13 protein-coding genes are annotated in these 18,286 nt (G+C 33.5%); 6 read left to right on the top strand and 7 right to left on the bottom strand.

Going from position 1 to position 18,286, the window contains the following annotated elements:
* Positions 1-72: 72 nt before the first annotated feature.
* Positions 73-2,184 (top strand): peptidylprolyl isomerase, encoded by a 2,112-nt coding sequence (locus tag LX95_RS01005; RefSeq protein WP_111539559.1) that lies wholly within the window; start codon positions 73-75, stop codon positions 2,182-2,184.
* 113 nt (positions 2,185-2,297) lie between these two features.
* Here the strand turns inward: LX95_RS01005 and LX95_RS01000 are convergent, their stop codons facing one another.
* On the bottom strand, positions 2,298-3,239 hold the full coding sequence (locus tag LX95_RS01000; RefSeq protein ID WP_111539558.1) for a GYDIA family GHMP kinase: 942 nt from the start codon (positions 3,237-3,239) through the stop codon (positions 2,298-2,300).
* Positions 3,232-4,545: a hydroxymethylglutaryl-CoA reductase, degradative gene (locus LX95_RS00995; protein WP_111539557.1), complete on the bottom strand. Its 1,314-nt coding sequence runs from the start codon at positions 4,543-4,545 to the stop codon at positions 3,232-3,234. The genes LX95_RS01000 and LX95_RS00995 overlap by 8 nt, the downstream gene beginning before the upstream one ends.
* Before the next feature lie 185 nt (positions 4,546-4,730).
* On the opposite strand from LX95_RS00995, the gene LX95_RS00990 reads away from it, so the two are divergent.
* The 4 genes from LX95_RS00990 to LX95_RS00975 are packed head-to-tail and all read left to right on the top strand — an operon-like array spanning position 4,731 to position 11,150.
* Positions 4,731-6,908: a S9 family peptidase gene (locus tag LX95_RS00990; RefSeq protein WP_111539556.1), complete on the top strand. Its 2,178-nt coding sequence runs from the start codon at positions 4,731-4,733 to the stop codon at positions 6,906-6,908.
* Between the two features lie 18 nt (positions 6,909-6,926).
* On the top strand, positions 6,927-8,765 hold the full coding sequence (locus LX95_RS00985) for a peptide MFS transporter (protein WP_111539555.1): 1,839 nt from the start codon (positions 6,927-6,929) through the stop codon (positions 8,763-8,765).
* A 3-nt stretch (positions 8,766-8,768) separates the two neighbouring features.
* Positions 8,769-10,550 carry a peptide MFS transporter gene (locus tag LX95_RS00980; RefSeq protein WP_111539554.1) on the top strand — a complete coding sequence of 594 codons (1,782 nt, stop codon included), beginning with the start codon at positions 8,769-8,771 and terminating at the stop codon, positions 10,548-10,550.
* 60 nt (positions 10,551-10,610) lie between these two features.
* A complete protein-coding gene (locus LX95_RS00975) occupies positions 10,611-11,150 on the top strand; it encodes a thioredoxin family protein (protein WP_111539553.1) in 540 nt (179 codons plus the stop codon).
* 29 nt (positions 11,151-11,179) lie between these two features.
* Here LX95_RS00975 and LX95_RS00970 read toward each other — a convergent pair whose 3' ends face one another.
* From LX95_RS00970 to surE, 5 genes are read right to left on the bottom strand one after another with little or no spacing between them, the layout of a single operon-like run.
* On the bottom strand, positions 11,180-13,204 hold the full coding sequence (locus LX95_RS00970) for a ComEC/Rec2 family competence protein (RefSeq protein WP_111539552.1): 2,025 nt from the start codon (positions 13,202-13,204) through the stop codon (positions 11,180-11,182).
* Positions 13,205-13,232: 28 nt separating this feature from the next.
* Positions 13,233-13,733, bottom strand: a complete 501-nt coding sequence (locus LX95_RS00965; protein ID WP_111539551.1) for a C40 family peptidase — start codon at positions 13,731-13,733, stop codon at positions 13,233-13,235.
* Positions 13,730-14,845, bottom strand: a complete 1,116-nt coding sequence (gene lpxB / locus LX95_RS00960) for a lipid-A-disaccharide synthase (RefSeq protein ID WP_111539550.1) — start codon at positions 14,843-14,845, stop codon at positions 13,730-13,732. The genes LX95_RS00965 and lpxB overlap by 4 nt, the downstream gene beginning before the upstream one ends.
* A 3-nt stretch (positions 14,846-14,848) precedes the next feature.
* Positions 14,849-15,148, bottom strand: a complete 300-nt coding sequence (locus LX95_RS00955; RefSeq protein ID WP_111539549.1) for a hypothetical protein — start codon at positions 15,146-15,148, stop codon at positions 14,849-14,851.
* Positions 15,141-15,923, bottom strand: a complete 783-nt coding sequence (surE, locus tag LX95_RS00950; RefSeq protein WP_111539548.1) for a 5'/3'-nucleotidase SurE — start codon at positions 15,921-15,923, stop codon at positions 15,141-15,143. Before surE ends, LX95_RS00955 begins: the two co-directional genes overlap by 8 nt.
* Positions 15,924-16,142: 219 nt before the next feature.
* Between surE and LX95_RS00945 the strand changes: the two genes are divergently transcribed.
* On the top strand, positions 16,143-18,284 hold the full coding sequence (locus tag LX95_RS00945) for a carboxy terminal-processing peptidase (RefSeq protein ID WP_111539547.1): 2,142 nt from the start codon (positions 16,143-16,145) through the stop codon (positions 18,282-18,284).
* Positions 18,285-18,286: the final 2 nt, after the last annotated feature.

Raw genomic sequence — 18,286 nt, 5'->3', positions numbered from 1 at the left:
GAATTTCTGTTTTATAGTTTCGGTAATTATCTTATTTTCGCCCACTATATTTAGACAAATTCATATTCAAAAATGGCAGTATTAAATAAAATAAGGCAACGTTCGGTTTTTTTGATCGTAATTATTGCATTAGCATTGTTTTCATTTGTGTTAGCAGATGTAATTAGAAACAGTGGTTTCTCAAAAAATCAAAGCAATGTTGGCGTAGTAAACGGTAACGAAATTTCTAGAGAAGATTTTGCAAGACAAGTAGAAGCTGTACAGCGTAATGGTCAAGGAAACGTAACTACTGCGCAAGCTGTAAATAGAGTTTGGGAGAATAAATTACAAGAAACTCTATTAGATGAGCAGTTAGATGAATTAGATATTGAGGTTGGTCAAGGGCAAATCAATAATATTTTAAAGCGTCAGTTTACAGGAAATCAAAACTTCATGAATGAAGCTGGTTTATTTGATTTTGCTGTAATGCGTGAATATGTAGCAAATCTTAAAGCTACTTCTCCAGAAGCTTATCAGCAATGGTTAGCTGTAGAAGAAAGTGCTGCAAAGCAAGCAAAAGCTTCTATTTACTATAACATGGTGAGAGCGGGAGTTGGAGCAACTTTATTAGAAGGAGAGCAGGCTTACAAAATGGAGAATGATAATATCGACTTAAAATTCGTGAAAATTCCTTATGAAACTGTTGGTGAGATTGAGGTCTCTAAAGACGAAATTAAAAGTTATTTAAAAGATCATAAAGATAAATATGAAGTAGAAGCTTCTAGAGATATTCAATATGTATTCTTTGAAGAAAAAGCTTCTGTTAAAGATGACGCTGATACGAAAGTAGCATTAGAAAAATTGATGAAAGACCGTGAGGAATACAATGAGGTTTCTCAAGCTAACGAAATGTTAGACGGTTTTGCAAAAACATCTAATAACGAAGAATTTGTGAATGAGTTTTCAGATCTTCCTTATGAAGAGCGTTTTACTTTTAAAGACGAATTAAATAAAGATAATGCTGAACAAATTTTCAGTCTTTCTGAAGGACAAACATTTGGTCCTTATAAAGAAGGAGGTTTTTGGAAAGTAACTAAAGTAACTGGAGTAAAGCAATTAACAGACTCTGTGAAAGCAGCTCACATTTTAGTAGCTCATAAAGATAGTCCTGTAGGAAGTGATTTAGAAAGAACAAAAGAAGAAGCTAAGAAATTAGCTGATAGTATTGTTACTCAAGTAAAATCAAATGATTCTTTATTTGCTAACTTAGCAAAAGATTATTCATCAGATACTACTTCTAAAGAGAATGGTGGAGATTTAGGATGGGTAAATTATAGAAATACGACTTCTTCAAAATTTATTGATTATATTTTTGATTCAAGTTCAGAGAAATACGGAGTTGTAGATACAGAATACGGTTACCACGTTGTGTTAATTGAGGAAGCAAAAGCGACACAAAAAGCGGTAAAAGTGGTTACTTTAAGTAAAGAAATTGAGCCTTCAGAAAAAACTACTAACGACTTATTCGCAACAACTACAAAATTTGAAATCGCTGCAGCGGATAAAGGTTTTGATGAGGTAGCTAAAGAAAACAGTTACGAAGTAAGACCTGTAAAAGGAATTAAAGCGATGGAAGAAGCTTTAAGAGGTATAGGAAATCAAAGAAGAATTGTACAGTGGTCTTTTAACGAAGAAACAGCTACAGGTGATATTAGAAGATTTGACTTGCCAAATGGTTATGTAGTAGCGCAGGTAACTGCTAAAAATGAGAAAGGATTGATGAGCGTAGAGGAAGCTTCTGCAACAGTAACACCGATCATTAGAAAAGAAAAGCAAGCTAAAATGATTAAAGATAAAATTTCTGGAAGTACTTTATCAGAAATAGCATCTAATCAAAAATCATCTGTAGAAACTGCTTCTGCTGTAAATCTAAGCAGTCCAGTTTTGCCAGGAGCAACGTCTGAGCCTAAAGTTGTAGGAGCTGCATTTTTCTTGGAAAAAGGAAAAGTAAGCAAGCCAATTGCAGGAGAAAAAGGAGTTTATGTAGTAGAGGTTACTAATAGAACTGAAGCTGCACCACTTAACTCTTACAGAATGATCGCTGCAAGAAAAACAAAAGAACGTGCTGCTCAAGCAACAACTCGTTTAGTTGAGGCTTTAAAAAGCAGTGCTGAAATTGAAGATAATAGAGCTAACTTCTATTAATCTTTAAATTCTATAAAAATAAAAAGTCCGCTATTTTAGCGGACTTTTTATTTTTAGTAAAATAGGTATTTACACTTTGATTAATTATAGTGTATACTTAACTAGTTTTTGGGTTACATATTATTATTAAAAACCATTTCACTAAATGGAATAATGGTAGTGTAGCCTAAGTCTTTAAAATAAGACATCATCTTGAAACTTCCTGTAACCAAAATAAAATCACCACCCCATCCTCCAAGGCTTTTAATGCTTCCTTTATAGTTTTTAAATAACTGTTCTTTAATAGTAGGTGTTTTTAATACTTTAGATAAAATTTCTTCGTGCTTATTAATGAGTTGTTCAAATTTAGATAGACCTATAGTTGGGTCAAGAATACTATCTGTAATCTTATTAATTTCTATTGTAGCCTCTTTTTTAGCAACCTGATCTAATGATCTATAATGCTGAATGGCTTCTCTGCTATTCTTTTTCTGATTTAAATAAACAAAGAAAATTTGATCGTTAAAGTTTGGTTGAAACGAGACTGATTTTACAAACGGATTTTCTTCATTTCTCTGGTAAATTATGGGAGTGTTTCTATCCGCGCAAGCGATATCATAACCGCTGCCTCCAAAAGTCTTTTTAAGCAGCTGGTAAGGGTTAATTTGTGCCCATTGAGATAGGTTATGAATTAATGTAGAAGAGGAGCCTAATCCCCAATCTCTTGGAAATTCCAAAAAAGAATTAATTTCGTATCCGTTCTTAAAATCTAATTTTGAAGAAAGCTTAAAAACTTCTTGTAAAATGAAGTTCAAGTTTTTAATGACATCTTCATTTTTGAGGTTTTCTTTCTTTATTCTATAATAGATCTGTTGATTATCAAAATTAAATTCTTGAGAAAACCATAAGCTACCATCTGCTAAAAAACTACTCCATTTAATACCAGATTTGTCGGTGTTTTTTACGCTTAATTTTTGTCCCAATTTGGTAGGCAATGCCAAAGCCTTTGCATCATCGAGAACAAGGTACTCTCCTGTAATTAGTAGCTTTCCGTGAGCATAATAAGTTTTATGCATTTCTTAATTTTTCTAAGACTTCTACTACGGCACTATGAGAAACGGTGTTGTTTTTAAAATGAGCCTTAACTTCTTGCTTTTCGGAAGGGCTAGCATTAAATTGGTTAAGAATATTCATAAGGTGCATTTTCATATGTCCTTCTTGAATACCCGTCGTTACCAATGATTTTATGGCTGCAAAATTTTGAGCTAAACCAGCTACCGCAACAATCTTCATAAGTTCTTTAGCAGAAGGGTTTCCTAACATTTCTAATGCCAATTTAACCAAAGGATGTAAATTGGTAAGTCCTCCTACTGTACCCAAAGCTAAAGGAATTTCTATAGAAAAAGTAAACTTTCCGTTTTCTACTTTAGCAGAAGTTAAGCTGCTGTACTGTCCGTTTCTTGATGCATAGGCATGTATGCCAGCTTCAACGGCTCTAAAATCGTTCCCTGTGGCAAGAACAACCGCATCAATACCATTCATAATTCCTTTATTATGAGTAACAGCTCTGTAAGGTTCCGCTTTAGCGATATTAACAGCTTCAATAAATTTATGAGCAAAATGTTGAGCATCTTCCTTATTTGGAAGTAAATCTTCAACAGGACAAGAAACCTCGGCTGTGGCGATACAATTAGGAACATAATTAGAAAGTATGCTCATGATAATCTCTAAGGGCTGTTGGTCTTCGCTAGCGTTAAAATATTTAGCAGCTTCTTCTTTTAATGTTGCAGCAATTTCCTCTAAACAGGAATTAATAAAATTGGCTCCCATAGCGTCTAAAGTTTCAAACTCAGCATGAATTTGATAGTAATTCGCTAATGCGGAAGTCTTATCTCGAAGTTCTAAGCTTAAAACTCCACCTCCTCTTTTTTCCATATTTTTGGTGAGAGGTTGGAGGCGATTAAAAATTAAGCTTTTTGACTCATTAAAAAATTGCTCTAACGCCGGGAAGTTTTGAGAAGATAAAAAATGAACTTGCCCCACCTTTCTGGTGTCAATAACGTTCGCTTTAAATCCACCCTTATCACCCCAAAATTTTGCAGCATTACTAGCAGCAGCAATAACAGAGCTTTCTTCTATTGCCATAGGAAGAGCATAAATTTCTCCGTTGATATTAAAATTTGGAGCTACTCCAAAAGGGAGGTAATAATTAGAAATGGTGTTTTCGGTAAACTCATCATGGAGCTTCTGTAATTTTTTATCGTCGTTCCAATATTGTTTCAATAAATAAGTAGCATTTTCACTATCCTTAAAGTAATTTTGGGTTAGCCATTCTACTTTTTCGTCTTTACTTAATTTAGAGAATCCTAAAATTTGCTTCATGAGTTGTTTTGTATAAAACACAAATATACGATTATGATAATTTTAGGATGTTAGTTTTAAAAGAAGAATAAGACAAATGCGACAGCTCCCTTATTGTTAGTAAGTAGGTATTTAACACTAAATGCCCTCCATTTTTAAGGATTTTTTAGTAAACTTGGGATTCAAAAATTCGATTTCCTCAACTTATGAAAATTTTAAAATTCGCATTGGTAGTATTTCTAACTACCACGAGCATATTAAGTGCTCAAAATAAACAAGTTACATTAGAAGAGATTTGGGGCGGAACATTCCGTCAAGAATATTTACAAGCATTACGTTCTTTAAATAATGGTGAAGAATATGTGGTTCAAAGTTATGACCGTAGCGCTAAAGCGATGAATGTAGATGTGTTTAGCTATGAGACAGGAAAAAAAACAAGAACACTAATTTCTTCTGCAGATATTGACGAGTTAGATTTTTTTCAAAGTTATTCATTAAGTGAAAATGAAGAAAAAGCCATTTTAGGAGTAGATGTAGAGTCTATTTTTAGAAGATCTTCTAAAGGAATTTTTTATGTATACGACTTAAAATCTAAGGAATTAATCAAAATCTCTGAAGATAAAATACAAGAGCCAACGCTTTCTCCTAGCGGTAAAGAAGTGGCTTATGTTTTTGAAAATAACATTTACATAAAAGACCTTGCTTCTGCTAAAGTAACTCAGGTGACCACAGATGGTGTAGACAACAAAATTATAAATGGGGTTACCGATTGGGTTTACGAAGAAGAATTTGCTTTTGTACAAGCTTACCAATGGAATAAGGATGGAAGCAAAATAGCTTTCTTAAGATTTGATGAAACTCAAGTTCCAGAATTTTCTATGGATATGTATGGCACTTACGGTAAGCAGCTTTACCCTAAACAAGAAGTTTTCAAATACCCAAAAGCGGGAGAAAACAACTCTAAAGTAAGCTTACATATGTATGATGTGTCTAAGGGACAAACCGCTAAAGTCAACTTAGAAAAAGAATATGAGTACTTGCCAAGAATAAAGTGGAGTAATGATGCTAATATTCTTACCGTGCAGGCTATGAATAGACATCAAAATAACTTAGACCTTATTGCTGTGAATGCTTCAAGCAAGGAAGCTAAAGTTATTTTAACCGAAAAGGATGAAGCTTATATCGATGTAACCGATAATCTTACTTTCTTAAATGATAATAGCTTTATTTGGACAAGTGAAAAAAATGGTTGGAACCATATTTATCATTATGATAGAAACGGAAAGTTAATTGATCAGGTAACCGACGGCCAGTGGGAAGTAACCGATTATTATGGTTTCGATGCAAAAACGGGAAGAATTTACTTTCAAAGTACAGAAAACGGAAGCATTAATAGAGACGTATTTTCTATAAGAGCCAACGGTAAAAATAAAGCACAGTTAACTCAAAAAAGAGGAACAAATAGTGCAGATTTTAGCGCAGACTTCACTTACTTCATCAATTCTTACACAAGTGCAACTACTCCTTATGAGTTTACGTTGCACCAAGCAAAAAACGGTAAGAAAGTACGAGATATTAAGGATAATAAAAAGCTATTAAAGCAATTAGAGCCTTATAATTTCTCTAAGAAAGAATTTTCAACTATTTCCGTTAACGGAAATGATTTGAATATGTGGATGATTAAACCTTCTAATTTTGATCCAAATAAGGAGTATCCATTATTTATGTTTCAATATTCGGGACCTGGTTCACAATCAGTTTCGAACTCATTTTTTGGAACCAACGATTACTGGTATCAACTCTTAGCAAATGAAGGATATATCATCGCATGTGTAGATGGTAGAGGAACTGGTTTTAAAGGGGCAGAATTTAAAAAAGTAACTCAAAATGAATTAGGAAAATATGAATTAGAAGATCAGATTGATGCTGCAAAGCAATTAGGAGATAGAACTTATGTAGATACGAATAGAATCGGAATTTGGGGATGGAGTTATGGTGGTTTCATGTCGTCTAATGCTATTTTAAAAGGAAATGATACTTTTAAAATGGCTATTGCAGTTGCTCCTGTAACAAGCTGGCGTTTTTATGATAGTATCTATACAGAACGTTACATGACAACTCCGCAGGAAAATGCTTCTGGTTATGATGAAAATTCACCAATCAATCACGTAGAAAAATTAAAGGGATCTTATCTTTTAGTACATGGAGGTGGAGATGATAATGTTCATGTTCAAAACTCTATGCAAATGATAGAAGCATTAATACAAGCTAATAAACAGTTTGATTGGGCCATTTATCCAGATAAAAATCATGGTATATATGGAGGAAATACAAGACTTCATTTATACACTAAAATGACCAACTTCATTAAAGAAAATTTATAAATAACTAACAATTACTATATGTCGTCAGTAGCTCAAGCTAATAGAAAAGAACTTTTTGGCCACCCAGTAGGTCTGTTTATACTGTTTTTTACAGAAATGTGGGAGCGTTTCTCTTATTACGGTATGCGTGGGATACTTACCTTATATATTGCAGCTTCGGCTACAGCTATAGATCCTGGGTTAGGTTGGAGTAATAAAGATGCAATTTGGTTATACGGTTGGTATACAATGTTAGTGTATGTGGCATCTATTCCTGGAGGTTGGATTGCCGATAAATTTTTAGGACAAAAGAAAACTGTTTTAATTGGTGGTATCCTTTTGTGTTTAGGACATGGGGTGTTGGCCATTCCGCAGGATTGGGCATTTTTTACAGGACTTATTTTAATCATATTAGGAGTTGGAGGTTTAAAACCGAATATTTCTACAATGGTAGGTGGTCTTTATAAAGAAGGAGATATTAGAAGAGATAGTGGATTTACTATATTTTACATCGGTATCAATGTTGGAGCCTTTTTAGCAAGTATTTCTGTAGGATTAGTAGCTTATTATTACGGATGGCATTACGGTTTTGGTCTTGCCGGAATAGGAATGGTGCTTGGGCAGATCGTCTTTATGTGGGGACAAAGGTTTTTAAAAGGAGTTGGTGAGTTTACTGGTGGAGAAAATGTTTCAGAGGCAGAAAAAGCAGCAGCGAAACGACCATTAAACAAAATAGAGAAAGATAGAGTAATTGTACTTTTAATCTCTTTCTTAATCGTAGTTGTTTTCTGGGGAGCTTTTGAACAAGCTGGAGGGTTAATGAACCTTTATACAGATGCTAAAGTAGATAGAACTATTGGATTGAGCTGGTTACAGGAAATTCCTGCGGCAGTTTTCCAATCTTTAAATGCTGGATATATTATTATTTTTGGAACTCTAGTAGGTGGTTTTTGGATTACCGTAAAGAAAAAGGGCAAAGAAGCTTCTTCATTATTTAAAATGGCTGTAGGGACCATTATTATGGGACTTGGTTATGTGTTTATGATGTTTGCTTCTCAAGAAGCAAGTGCAGAAGTATTTGGGAAGGCAGCAATGATTTGGATTTTCTTAGCTTATCTTTTTCATACTATCGGAGAATTATGTACATCTCCTGTAGCACTTTCATTTATTACTAAATTGGCACCTCTTAAATATGCATCTATAATGATGGGTGTTTATTTCGCAGCAACAGGTTTTGGTAATAAACTTGCTGGAAGTATTGGAGAATCTGCGCAACTAGAACCTTTTGAAGGAACTATGATCGTGCAAAAGCAAGAGGTTATTCCATTTATGGAAAAAGACAGTATTGAGGTTAAAAATAAACAGAATAAAGTAGTAGATGTTTATGATTACCCAATTAACTTAGATAAAAACTTCAGTATACGAAGTGATGTTTATTTGCAAGATGGAGAGGTGGTCTTCAGTCAAATTGATTCAGATGAGAATTTAAATAGATTGTTTCAACTTTCTAATGGAGAAGATAGCAACACTCCAGAACTCAAAGAAACTCTGAATGAAAATAACGCTACTGCAGAAAACCCTTATCATGCGAGTATCATCTTTGAAAAAGATCCAGATGCAGCTAAGGTTGCCGAAAATGTAGGTGATGGTAAGAATTACGGAGTTTCTTTCGTGTTAGAAGAAGAGCAGAGTGAGCAAGAATATAAAACGTTTATGTACCTAACAATATTCACTGTAGCTTTTGGTTTCTTAGTAATTTTATTCTTAAAGAAATTAAAGAAACTTACCCACGGCGCAGAGGATAACGAGAGAAGTATAGACGGCGATGAAAAAGATAACGAACCATTTGAAATAGCAGATCCAGAAATAAAGAATTAATATATGTCAACACTATCATCAACTCAGCACGATGAGTTTTTTAAGAGTAAAGTTTTAGGTCATCCAGCAGGATTATTTGTACTTTTTTTTACCGAAATGTGGGAACGTTTTTCCTTTTATGGAATGCGTGTACTTTTGATTAACTTTTTAACCATGGCTATTGTAGGCGTAGATTTTCCCGGCTGGGGATGGTCTGCAGAAAATGCAGGAGCTCTATTTGGTACTTATGCAGGTCTTCTTTATCTAACCCCAATCGTTGGAGGTCTTATTGCCGATAAATTAATTGGTTATCGTTGGGCGGTAGTTGTAGGGTCAATTTTAATGACGTTGGGACATGCGGCCATGGCAATAGAAACTGAAATTATGCTTTATGTAGGTCTTGGTTTTCTTATTTTAGGAACAGGATTTTTTAAACCCAACATTACTTCTATTATTTCTGAAATGTATAAATACCTTCCAGAGAAAAAAGATGGTGCATATACCATTTTTTATATGGGAGTAAATGCAGGAGCTTTCTTTGGGATGTTACTTTGTGGTTACCTTGCTGAAAAATTAGGTTGGAGCTGGGGATTCGGTTTAGCCGGAATTTTCATGTTATTAGGTACTTTACAGTTTTGGTTATCTAAGCCTCTTTTTGGTACTGTAGGTGGTGTGCCAGAAAAAGGTAAAGAAATAGAAGTTTCAGAAGAAGAAAAGAAAGATTATAAAGCGAATCCATTTACAATGATCGATAAAGTATTGATCGTTGCAAGTACAATTATTGGGTTTTTATATCTTATTAATGATCCAGTTTCAAAGATTGGAAAAGTCGATTTATTACCTCAAAAATTCTTTGTAGATCTTAGCTTTGGAGGAGAACCTATATCGGGATCTATTGGATATGCTTTGGTAGGATTACTCTTATTTTTAGTATTAGTAATAAGAAGAATATCGAGGTATAGTAAAGTAGTGAGAGATCGAATGATTGCCGTAGTAGTTTTTGCTTTTTTTACCGTAATCTTCTTTTTATGTTTTGAGCAGGCAGCTTCATCTTTAGTTTTGTTTGCGCGAGATTCTGTAGATAGAGAACTCACAGGTGCCGCAGCTCTATCTTTTAATATTATTAATGCATTGCTTACCGTTATTCCATTGGGAATTATTACTTGGGTTCTAGTTTCATTATGGAAACAAACTCATACAAAAATATTAGGAGCTAATATCGTATTAATGCTTTGCTTTTTGGGAATTTGGGCATTGGTATTATGGATGCTTTATAGAGAATTTTCTGGTGGAGATGTAGAAATTACAGTTTCATGGTTTAGTATTCTAAATTCGTTCTTTATTATTGCTTTTGCATCATTTTTCTCTAAATGGTGGGAAAGTAAATACAATCCATCTGCAGCTTTAAAATATGGGATAGGATTAGTACTTGTAGGATTAGGATTTGGTTTACTTGCCTTTGGATCTTACGACTTAGCTGAAGGAGTTAAAGTAAGTATGGTTTGGCTTATTTTGGCTTATTTGTTTCATACCTTAGGAGAGCTTTGTTTGTCTCCTGTAGGCCTCTCTTACGTGAGTAAATTAGTGCCAGCAAGAATGATTGCTCTTATGTTTGGAATGTGGTATTTGGCTATTGCCATCGGTAACAAAATTGCAGCTTCTCTTGGAGGAATGGTAGATCAAATTAAGGAAGATTATAGCTTATCTACTTTCTTCCTAATATTCACTATTATACCAATTGCAGCTGGAGTGTTAGTAGCGGTCTTAAACCCGCTTCTCAAAAAATTAATGCACGGAGTTAAATAGAATTAACATTTATACCATTCTCAATCTAAGGATTGGAATGGTATTTGATTTATTTTAGAAATGAAAAAAATATTAATTATAGCAACGGTTTTAATTTCGGCAGTAACTACTGCGCAAGAAATTAAGTGGATGAGTATGAATGAAGCTTTAGAAGCTCAAAAAGAAAATCCGAAGAAAATTTTTATGGATGTTTATACAGATTGGTGCGGACCTTGTAAGCTGCTAGATAAGAAAACATTCGCCAATAAAGACGTTGCTAATTATGTAAATAAACATTTCTATGCTGTAAAATTCAATGCGGAGGGAACAGAAAAGGTAGATTATCAAGATTTTACTTATACTAATCCTAATTATAAAAAGGGTCGCAAGGGTAGAAACAGTCAACACCTGTTTGCACACGCTTTAAAAATCAATGCATATCCTAGTATGGTATTTTTTGATGAAGAAGGTAATTCTTTACCAACAGTTACAGGATATAAAACTCCGCAGCAATTAGAGCTTTATTTAAAGATGATCGCAAATGATGACTATAAAAATATAACGACTACAGAAGCTTGGCAAGAGTATCAGTCTAACTTCAAAGGAACATTTAAAAATTAAAAGTTGATGAGAGAAATGTGCTAAGATGTTCAATTATCAATGACGAAAGTCCCTTTTTTACCAGTATGGTGAAAAGGGATTTTCTTTTTTATAGCTGTTTCTTCCCAACGTTTTAGGTAAGAATAGTAATTGCTTCCATCAGCAATAATATATTTAGGTTGTAGTTTATCAACAACTCTATCTAAATTTACTTTCGGTGAATTCATTAGGACTAAATAGTCAACCGAATTCAATTCTTTTATGTTATAAACAGCTGTACTATCGATTATAAATATACTTTTATGAAAGACATTGTAATAATTCTTTATAGTAGTTTTAAAATTAACATGTTTCAAATTGTCCTGAATCAATAAACCTTCAAAGGGTTTTAGTAGTAATGAGTCGGAGGTAATGAAGGCAAGTTGTTTGTTGGTTTGTAAACCTAAAATATTCTTCTTGTTTTGATGAAAAATGTAAAAACGTTCTTGTTTCCGTAAAGAATAAATTTCAGAAATATATAATCCCTCTATTATAAGCAAGCTAAGGCTTAGCAACCATAGGTAACGCCATTTTCTTTGATATACATAAAAAACCAACAAGAGTAACGCTATTAATGAAAAGTAGAGCATGCTTTGAGAAAAGTAAACTCTTTCTATAATAAATTGGTTTTGGGACGCAATAAAATGTACAAAGTTCAATACAGCTTCAATAATATATTCGAAAACAACTCTTGCAAACTCTGGAATAGGTGCAATAAAACTCCATGAAATACACAATATACAGGCTGTTAATACCAAAAATATAAACGGAATAAGAAGTAAATTACTAAGGAGAAATAAACCTGGTATTTGGTGAAAATAAAATAATGAAAGTGGAAAAACACCTAATTGTGCGGTGAGCGTTACGCAACATATTCCCCAAATTTTTCTAGGTAACCAATATTTAAAATATAATTGGCGGTTAAGTATAGGATACAAAGTAATAATAGAAAATACAGCAGCATAACTTAATTGAAAACCTATATGAAAGATATAACAAGGGTCATAAATCAATAACGCTACAGCGGAAAGAAAAAGCATATTTAGACTACTACTTTCTCGTTTAAATGTATGTGCAAAGGCAATGAAGCTAAACATGGTTACTGCTCGAGTAATAGATGGAGTAAATCCTACTATAAATGCATATCCCCATAAAATGACCACAATACAAATACTACTCACTATACGACCTGTTTTATGATAAGATAAAGGCTTAAAGAGAAACTGTAGGATAAGTAGAATAAAACCTACGTGTAATCCCGATACTGCTAAAATATGCAGCACACCAGCTTTAGAAAAATCATTATATATGTTTTTAGAAAGCAAGTCTTTTTTACCTAAGACCAAGGATTCTATAAATGCAACTTGGTTTAACTGAAAGCCCGATGCGTATAAATTAGCTCGTATTTTTTCTTTAAGATCTATAGAAATTTGTCGCCATGAAAATTCTTGAGAATGGATTGTGACCATCTCATCACGTTTAAATATGATCTTCCCATACACGTGTTGATGCTTCAAATAATTTCGGTAATTAAATTGATGCGGAATTTTAGGCTCGTTAACCAAAGAAATTCTCTTTTTAATAAATACACGATCTCCAGTATGTAAATGTGGAGTAAGTGAATCTCCATGAAATTCGGTTAAAAGAATTTCAAAAGGTTTGCTCTTTCGGTTTCCCGGAATTACTTCAGCGGTATAATTATGAGTGTAAGCATTGGGTTTTAAGGATTTTATGATTCTTAATTGGATGCTGCTTTGCTCATGGAATAAACTAGAGTCAATCGAATGATTTTGAAAAATATGAGCGCTAGAAATCATCATACCAAGTGCTAGAAAGCAAATAAAAGCAATGCTGATAAAAGTGTATGGCTGTGTGAATAGTCGCTTAGTGTAGAAATAAGCAACACCTAAAATTACCGTAGCAACAAGGCTTACAAATAATAAACTTTCTTGAGGTAAAGGAAAATAAAGTCCTAGTAAAATCCCTAAAATAAGAGAAATACATATAAGGACTAAAGGAAGATTAAGCAACTTCATTCTTAAAGTTACTCAAAAAATATGAATGTTAGAAAACCCGTCGAGCCATAACGTAAGCAGAATTCCAATATTTTTCATTGAGAGAGGATACAATAACACCTCTCGAAGTAGTGGAGTGTATGAAGCTTACATTCCCTGGAACAATCTCCACAACCAAACCTACATGGTTAATAACCTTTCGGCTTTTATTAGTTTGGAAAAACAGCAAATCACCAACATTAACTTGGTTGGTGTGAATTTTATAACCTCGTTTTGCCATATCTCTAGAAACTCTAGGCAATTGAATTCCTTCTTCTTGAAAAGAAGTATAGATTAAACCAGAACAATCCATTCCTTTCTTTGTAGTTCCGCCGTACTTATAACGTGTTCCTTGAAAACCTAAAGCATAATTGGTAATGCGAGTGGCTTCGGGTACAGGATCGTATTTATAAGAACTGCTTTTTTTTATTTTTGAGTTCGCAACTTTTCGGCTAGAACCACAAGAAGCTAAACTTGCAATGATCAATAACAGTAGAATTTTTTTTATCATGGTTGTAATTTTTCATAAATTAAAGAAGCAGTTTTTTCACTGGCGCCAATTCCGCCAAGCTTATTTTTAAGCTCTTTGTATTCTTTCAATATATTTTCTCTTTTCGGATTCTCTAAAATCAAATCGAGTTCGTTTTTTAACTTTTTAGAATTAAATTCTCCCTGGATTAATTCTTTTACAACCTCTTTATCCATTATTAAGTTGACTAAAGAGATGTAATCTAAGTTAATAATACGTTTAGCAATTTGATAAGAAATAGAGCTTCCTTTGTAGCAAACCACTTCGGGGACATTAAAAAGCGCAGTTTCTAAAGTAGCGGTTCCAGAGGTGACTAATGCAGCGCTAGCAACACTTAATAAATTGTAAGTTTTATTGCTGATAAGAAAAACCTGATTCTTTTTTAAAAACTGTTGGTAATATGCTTCATCTTGACTTGGTGCTCCCGCAATGATAAATTGATAATCAGGATAATGCGGAGTTATACTCAGCATAGTTTCTAGCATTTTAGAGATTTCTTGTTTTCTACTTCCTGGTAATAAAGCGATAATAGGCTTGTTGGGAAGTTGATTTACTTCTATAAATTGCTCGAAAGAAATTTCTTCACGTTGATCAATAGCATCCAATAAAGGATGGCCCACAAAATGAACAGGATATTGATGTTTCTTTTCGTAAAAATCTTTTTCAAATGGAAGTATGACATACATTTCATCCACATCACGCTTTATGGCTTTGATTCGGTTTTCTTTCCAAGCCCAAATTTGCGGAGAAATATAGTAGTGCGTTGGTATGTCTTGTTGTTTTGCCCACTTGGCAATTCTAAAATTAAAACCTGGGTAATCTATAAAGATAATGACATCGGGTTCATAAGCAAGTATATCTTTTTTACACAAAGCAATATTCTTGAAGATAGTCCTTAGGTTGGCAATTACTTCTGCAAAGCCCATAAAAGCTAGCTCTCGATAATGTTTCACTAAAGTACCGCCTACGGCTTGCATAAGATCACCACCCCAAAATCTAAAATCCGCAGCAGCGTCTTTTTCCTTTAAAGATTTCATAAGGTTTGCAGCGTGTAAGTCTCCAGAGGCTTCACCAGCAATAAGGTAGTACTTCATAATTTATAAAATTGGTCCGATGACATTAAAGTTAATAAGGGCAATTAAAATCCCAGTAAGAATGGTAAAAATAATAACTCCTCTAGCTCTGTAAATTTTGTTTTTCTTTAAAAAAACAAAAAAAGGAAGAAAATTAAGAATTGCTCCGAGGGCAATAACACTTCCTAAACGATTATTAGATTGCGCTATTTTTAAAGATTCCATCAAATCTGGATTTAAAAATAGCGTAGAATATAAAAATACTCCTGCGCAAGTGGCTAATAAGCCTATCAAAAAACCAATAAAAATCTCTTTCTTAATCATTGAGTTGCCAACTGTTTAATTCTTGTATAGAATGGTGTGCTGTTAAATCAAATTGAACCGGAACTACAGAAACATATCCGTTTTCTAAAGCCCATTCATCGGTATCCTCTCCTTTATCTTCATTTACAAACTTACCTGTAAGCCAGTAATAATCTCTGCCTTGTGGATTGGTTCTTTTATCAAACTCTTCTACCCAATGCGCTTTTGCTTGCCTACACACTTTAATTCCTTTAATTTCTTTTGCAGAAAGTTTAGGGATATTAACATTGAGAACCACTCCTTTTGGAAGTCCGTTTTCTAAAACATTATTTACTATGGTTTCAATAAATTTTGTGGTAGGTTCAAAATTAGCAGAAAGAGAGTAATCTAATAGAGAAAACCCTATAGCAGGAATACCTTCGGTACCCGCTTCTACTGCGGCGCTCATCGTTCCTGAGTAAATTACATTAATAGAAGAGTTAGAACCGTGGTTAATACCGCTTACGCATAAATCTGGTTTGCGTTTTAAAATTTCTTGTTTTGCGATTTTTACGCAATCTGCAGGAGTTCCAGAACAACTATACTCCTTGTGATCCTCTGTTTCTTCTAACTTTACAGGGTCACAATATAAATTATCATTAAGAGTAATTGCGTGTCCCATTCCACTTTGAGGGCTATCGGGAGCTATTACAACTACGTCTCCAATCTTTTTCATAATAGAAATAAGATGTCTTATTCCTGGAGCAGTAATACCATCATCATTGGTAACTAAAATAAGTGGCTTTTTCTTTGACATGGAAGAATTTTTACGCTAAAATACAGAATTAAAAACAATCTAGATCCATCAGAAAAATAAGCTTCCAACAACTTAACAGGATTTTAGCTGTGCACCTACGAAAAAAATATTAATTTAGGTCGATCTTTCGAGAACATACAAAAAATCAAAACGATTAATGATAAATGGCATAATTTTTAATGCTATATTGATAGAATGCTAATGAAAATAAAAAGATTTATGAAAAGGAACTATAAAATTTTCTTGTTAGGGTTGTTGCTAGCTGTTGCTTCTTGCAGTTTTACAACTAACAAAATAGAAACTGACGGAGATTCAGATAAAGATGAGGTGCTTATCGAACTTATATCTTTTGTATTAACGCAAGGTCATTACAGTCCAAAGGATATTAATGATGAATTCTCACAGGAAGTTTATAAAGATTACCTTAACGGAATTGATCCGCGTAAGCGATATTTTTTAAAGAGTGATTTAAAAGATTTTGAATCTTCTAAAAACAAAATCGATGACGAAATTTTAGCTCATAAAATTGACTTTTTCAACCTTACTTATAATAGATTACAAGAGCGTTTAGAAGACACAAAAGACTTTTATGCAGAATTGCTAGAGAAACCATTTGATTTTTCTGAAAAGGAAAGCATCAATACTAATTATGATGATTTAGAGTATGCTTCTAATAAGAAAGAATTAAAAGAAAGATGGAGAACTCAACTCAAATTTTCTGCACTTTCTACATTTTACGATTTAAAAGAGCAAGAAGATAAAAAGGTAGAAGATGATGAATCTTACCAGCCTAAGAGCGATAAAGAGTTAGAGAAAGAAGCTAGAGAAACTACAAAACAATCTTTAGATGAATTTTACAGCCTTAATGATGATTTAGAAAGAAAAGATTGGTTTTCTCTTTATATTAATGCCATTGTAGAAGAGTTTGATCCTCATACTTTCTACTTTGCTCCAGAAGATAAAGAACGTTTTGATATTCAAATGTCTGGTAGTTTAGAAGGAATAGGAGCACGTCTTCAAAAAAGAATGGACGAGATTAAAATTGTAGATGTTATTTCTGGAGGTCCAGCTTGGAGAGGAGAAGAATTGGAAGTAGGAGATATTATTCAAAAAGTAAAACAAGAAGACGAAGAAGAGTCTGTAAGCCTTATAGGGATGCCTTTAGACGATGCGGTTAGCTTAATCAAAGGGCCAAAAGGTACAAAAGTTGTTCTCACGGTAAAAAAAGTAAGTGGTTCTATTGAAGATATTGAAATCATTAGAGACGTAGTAGAGATTGAAGAAACCTACGCTAAAAGCTCTATGGTTGAAAAGGAAGGAAAGAATTATGGTTTGATTAACCTGCCAAAATTCTATTTTGATATGGAGAATAGAAAAAATAGAAATGCAGCTTCAGACATTGAAAAAGAAATCATAGCCCTTAAGAAAGAAAATATGGATGGTCTTGTTATAGACCTAAGAAATAACGGAGGAGGATCTTTATCTGCCGTAGTTGATATTGCTGGTTTATTCATTAAAGAAGGACCTATAGTGCAAGTACGTTCTGGAGATAATAAAGTAGAAGTATTACCAGATACAGACGATTCTATTTTATGGGACGGACCTCTAGTGATTTTGGTGAATGAATTATCAGCTTCTGCTTCAGAAATTTTAGCTGCAGCAATGCAAGATTATAAAAGAGCTATTATTATAGGAGGCAAGCAAACCTATGGTAAAGGAACTGTACAAGGTGTTGTAGATCTTAATCGTTGGATGAGAAATAGCGATTTAGGAGATATGGGAGCTTTAAAAATTACTAGACAAAAGTTCTATAGAGTTAATGGAGGATCTACTCAGTTAGAAGGAGTGAAAAGTGATGTAGTAGTTCCAGACCGTTATAGCTATATCGATTTAGGAGAAAAAGATATGGATAATCCTTTACCTTGGGATCAAATTGATTCTGCAGATTATGAGATTTGGGATGGTTATATTGGTTTTGAAGAAACCATTGAAAGTAGTAAAAAACGAATGGCTAAAAATGAACAATTAAAGCTTATCGATGAAAGTGCTCAGTGGATTAAAGAACAACGTGGGGTTGAAACTTTTAGTTTAAACTATGAGGAATATAAGTCGCAAATTGAAGAAAGCGAGAAAAAAGCAGAACGCTTTGATGTAATTAATGATTACAATAGCGATTTAACTTTCACTTCATTGCCTTACGAAGTAGAGCTGTTTAAAACAGATACTACCTTAGCGGAAAAAAGAACCCGTTGGCACGAGAATTTAAGTAAAGATGTATATGTAGAAGAGGCTATTCACGTACTTGAAGATCTGAAACTAAATAATATTAAAAAGTCTAAGATGGCAACGATCAAAGACTAAAG

Source organism: Mesonia algae, from assembly GCF_003253545.1.
GTDB classification, from domain to species: domain Bacteria; phylum Bacteroidota; class Bacteroidia; order Flavobacteriales; family Flavobacteriaceae; genus Mesonia; species Mesonia algae.
The sequence above is the reverse complement of the archived record's forward strand: the minus strand, read 5'-3'. Positions and strand labels throughout refer to the sequence as shown.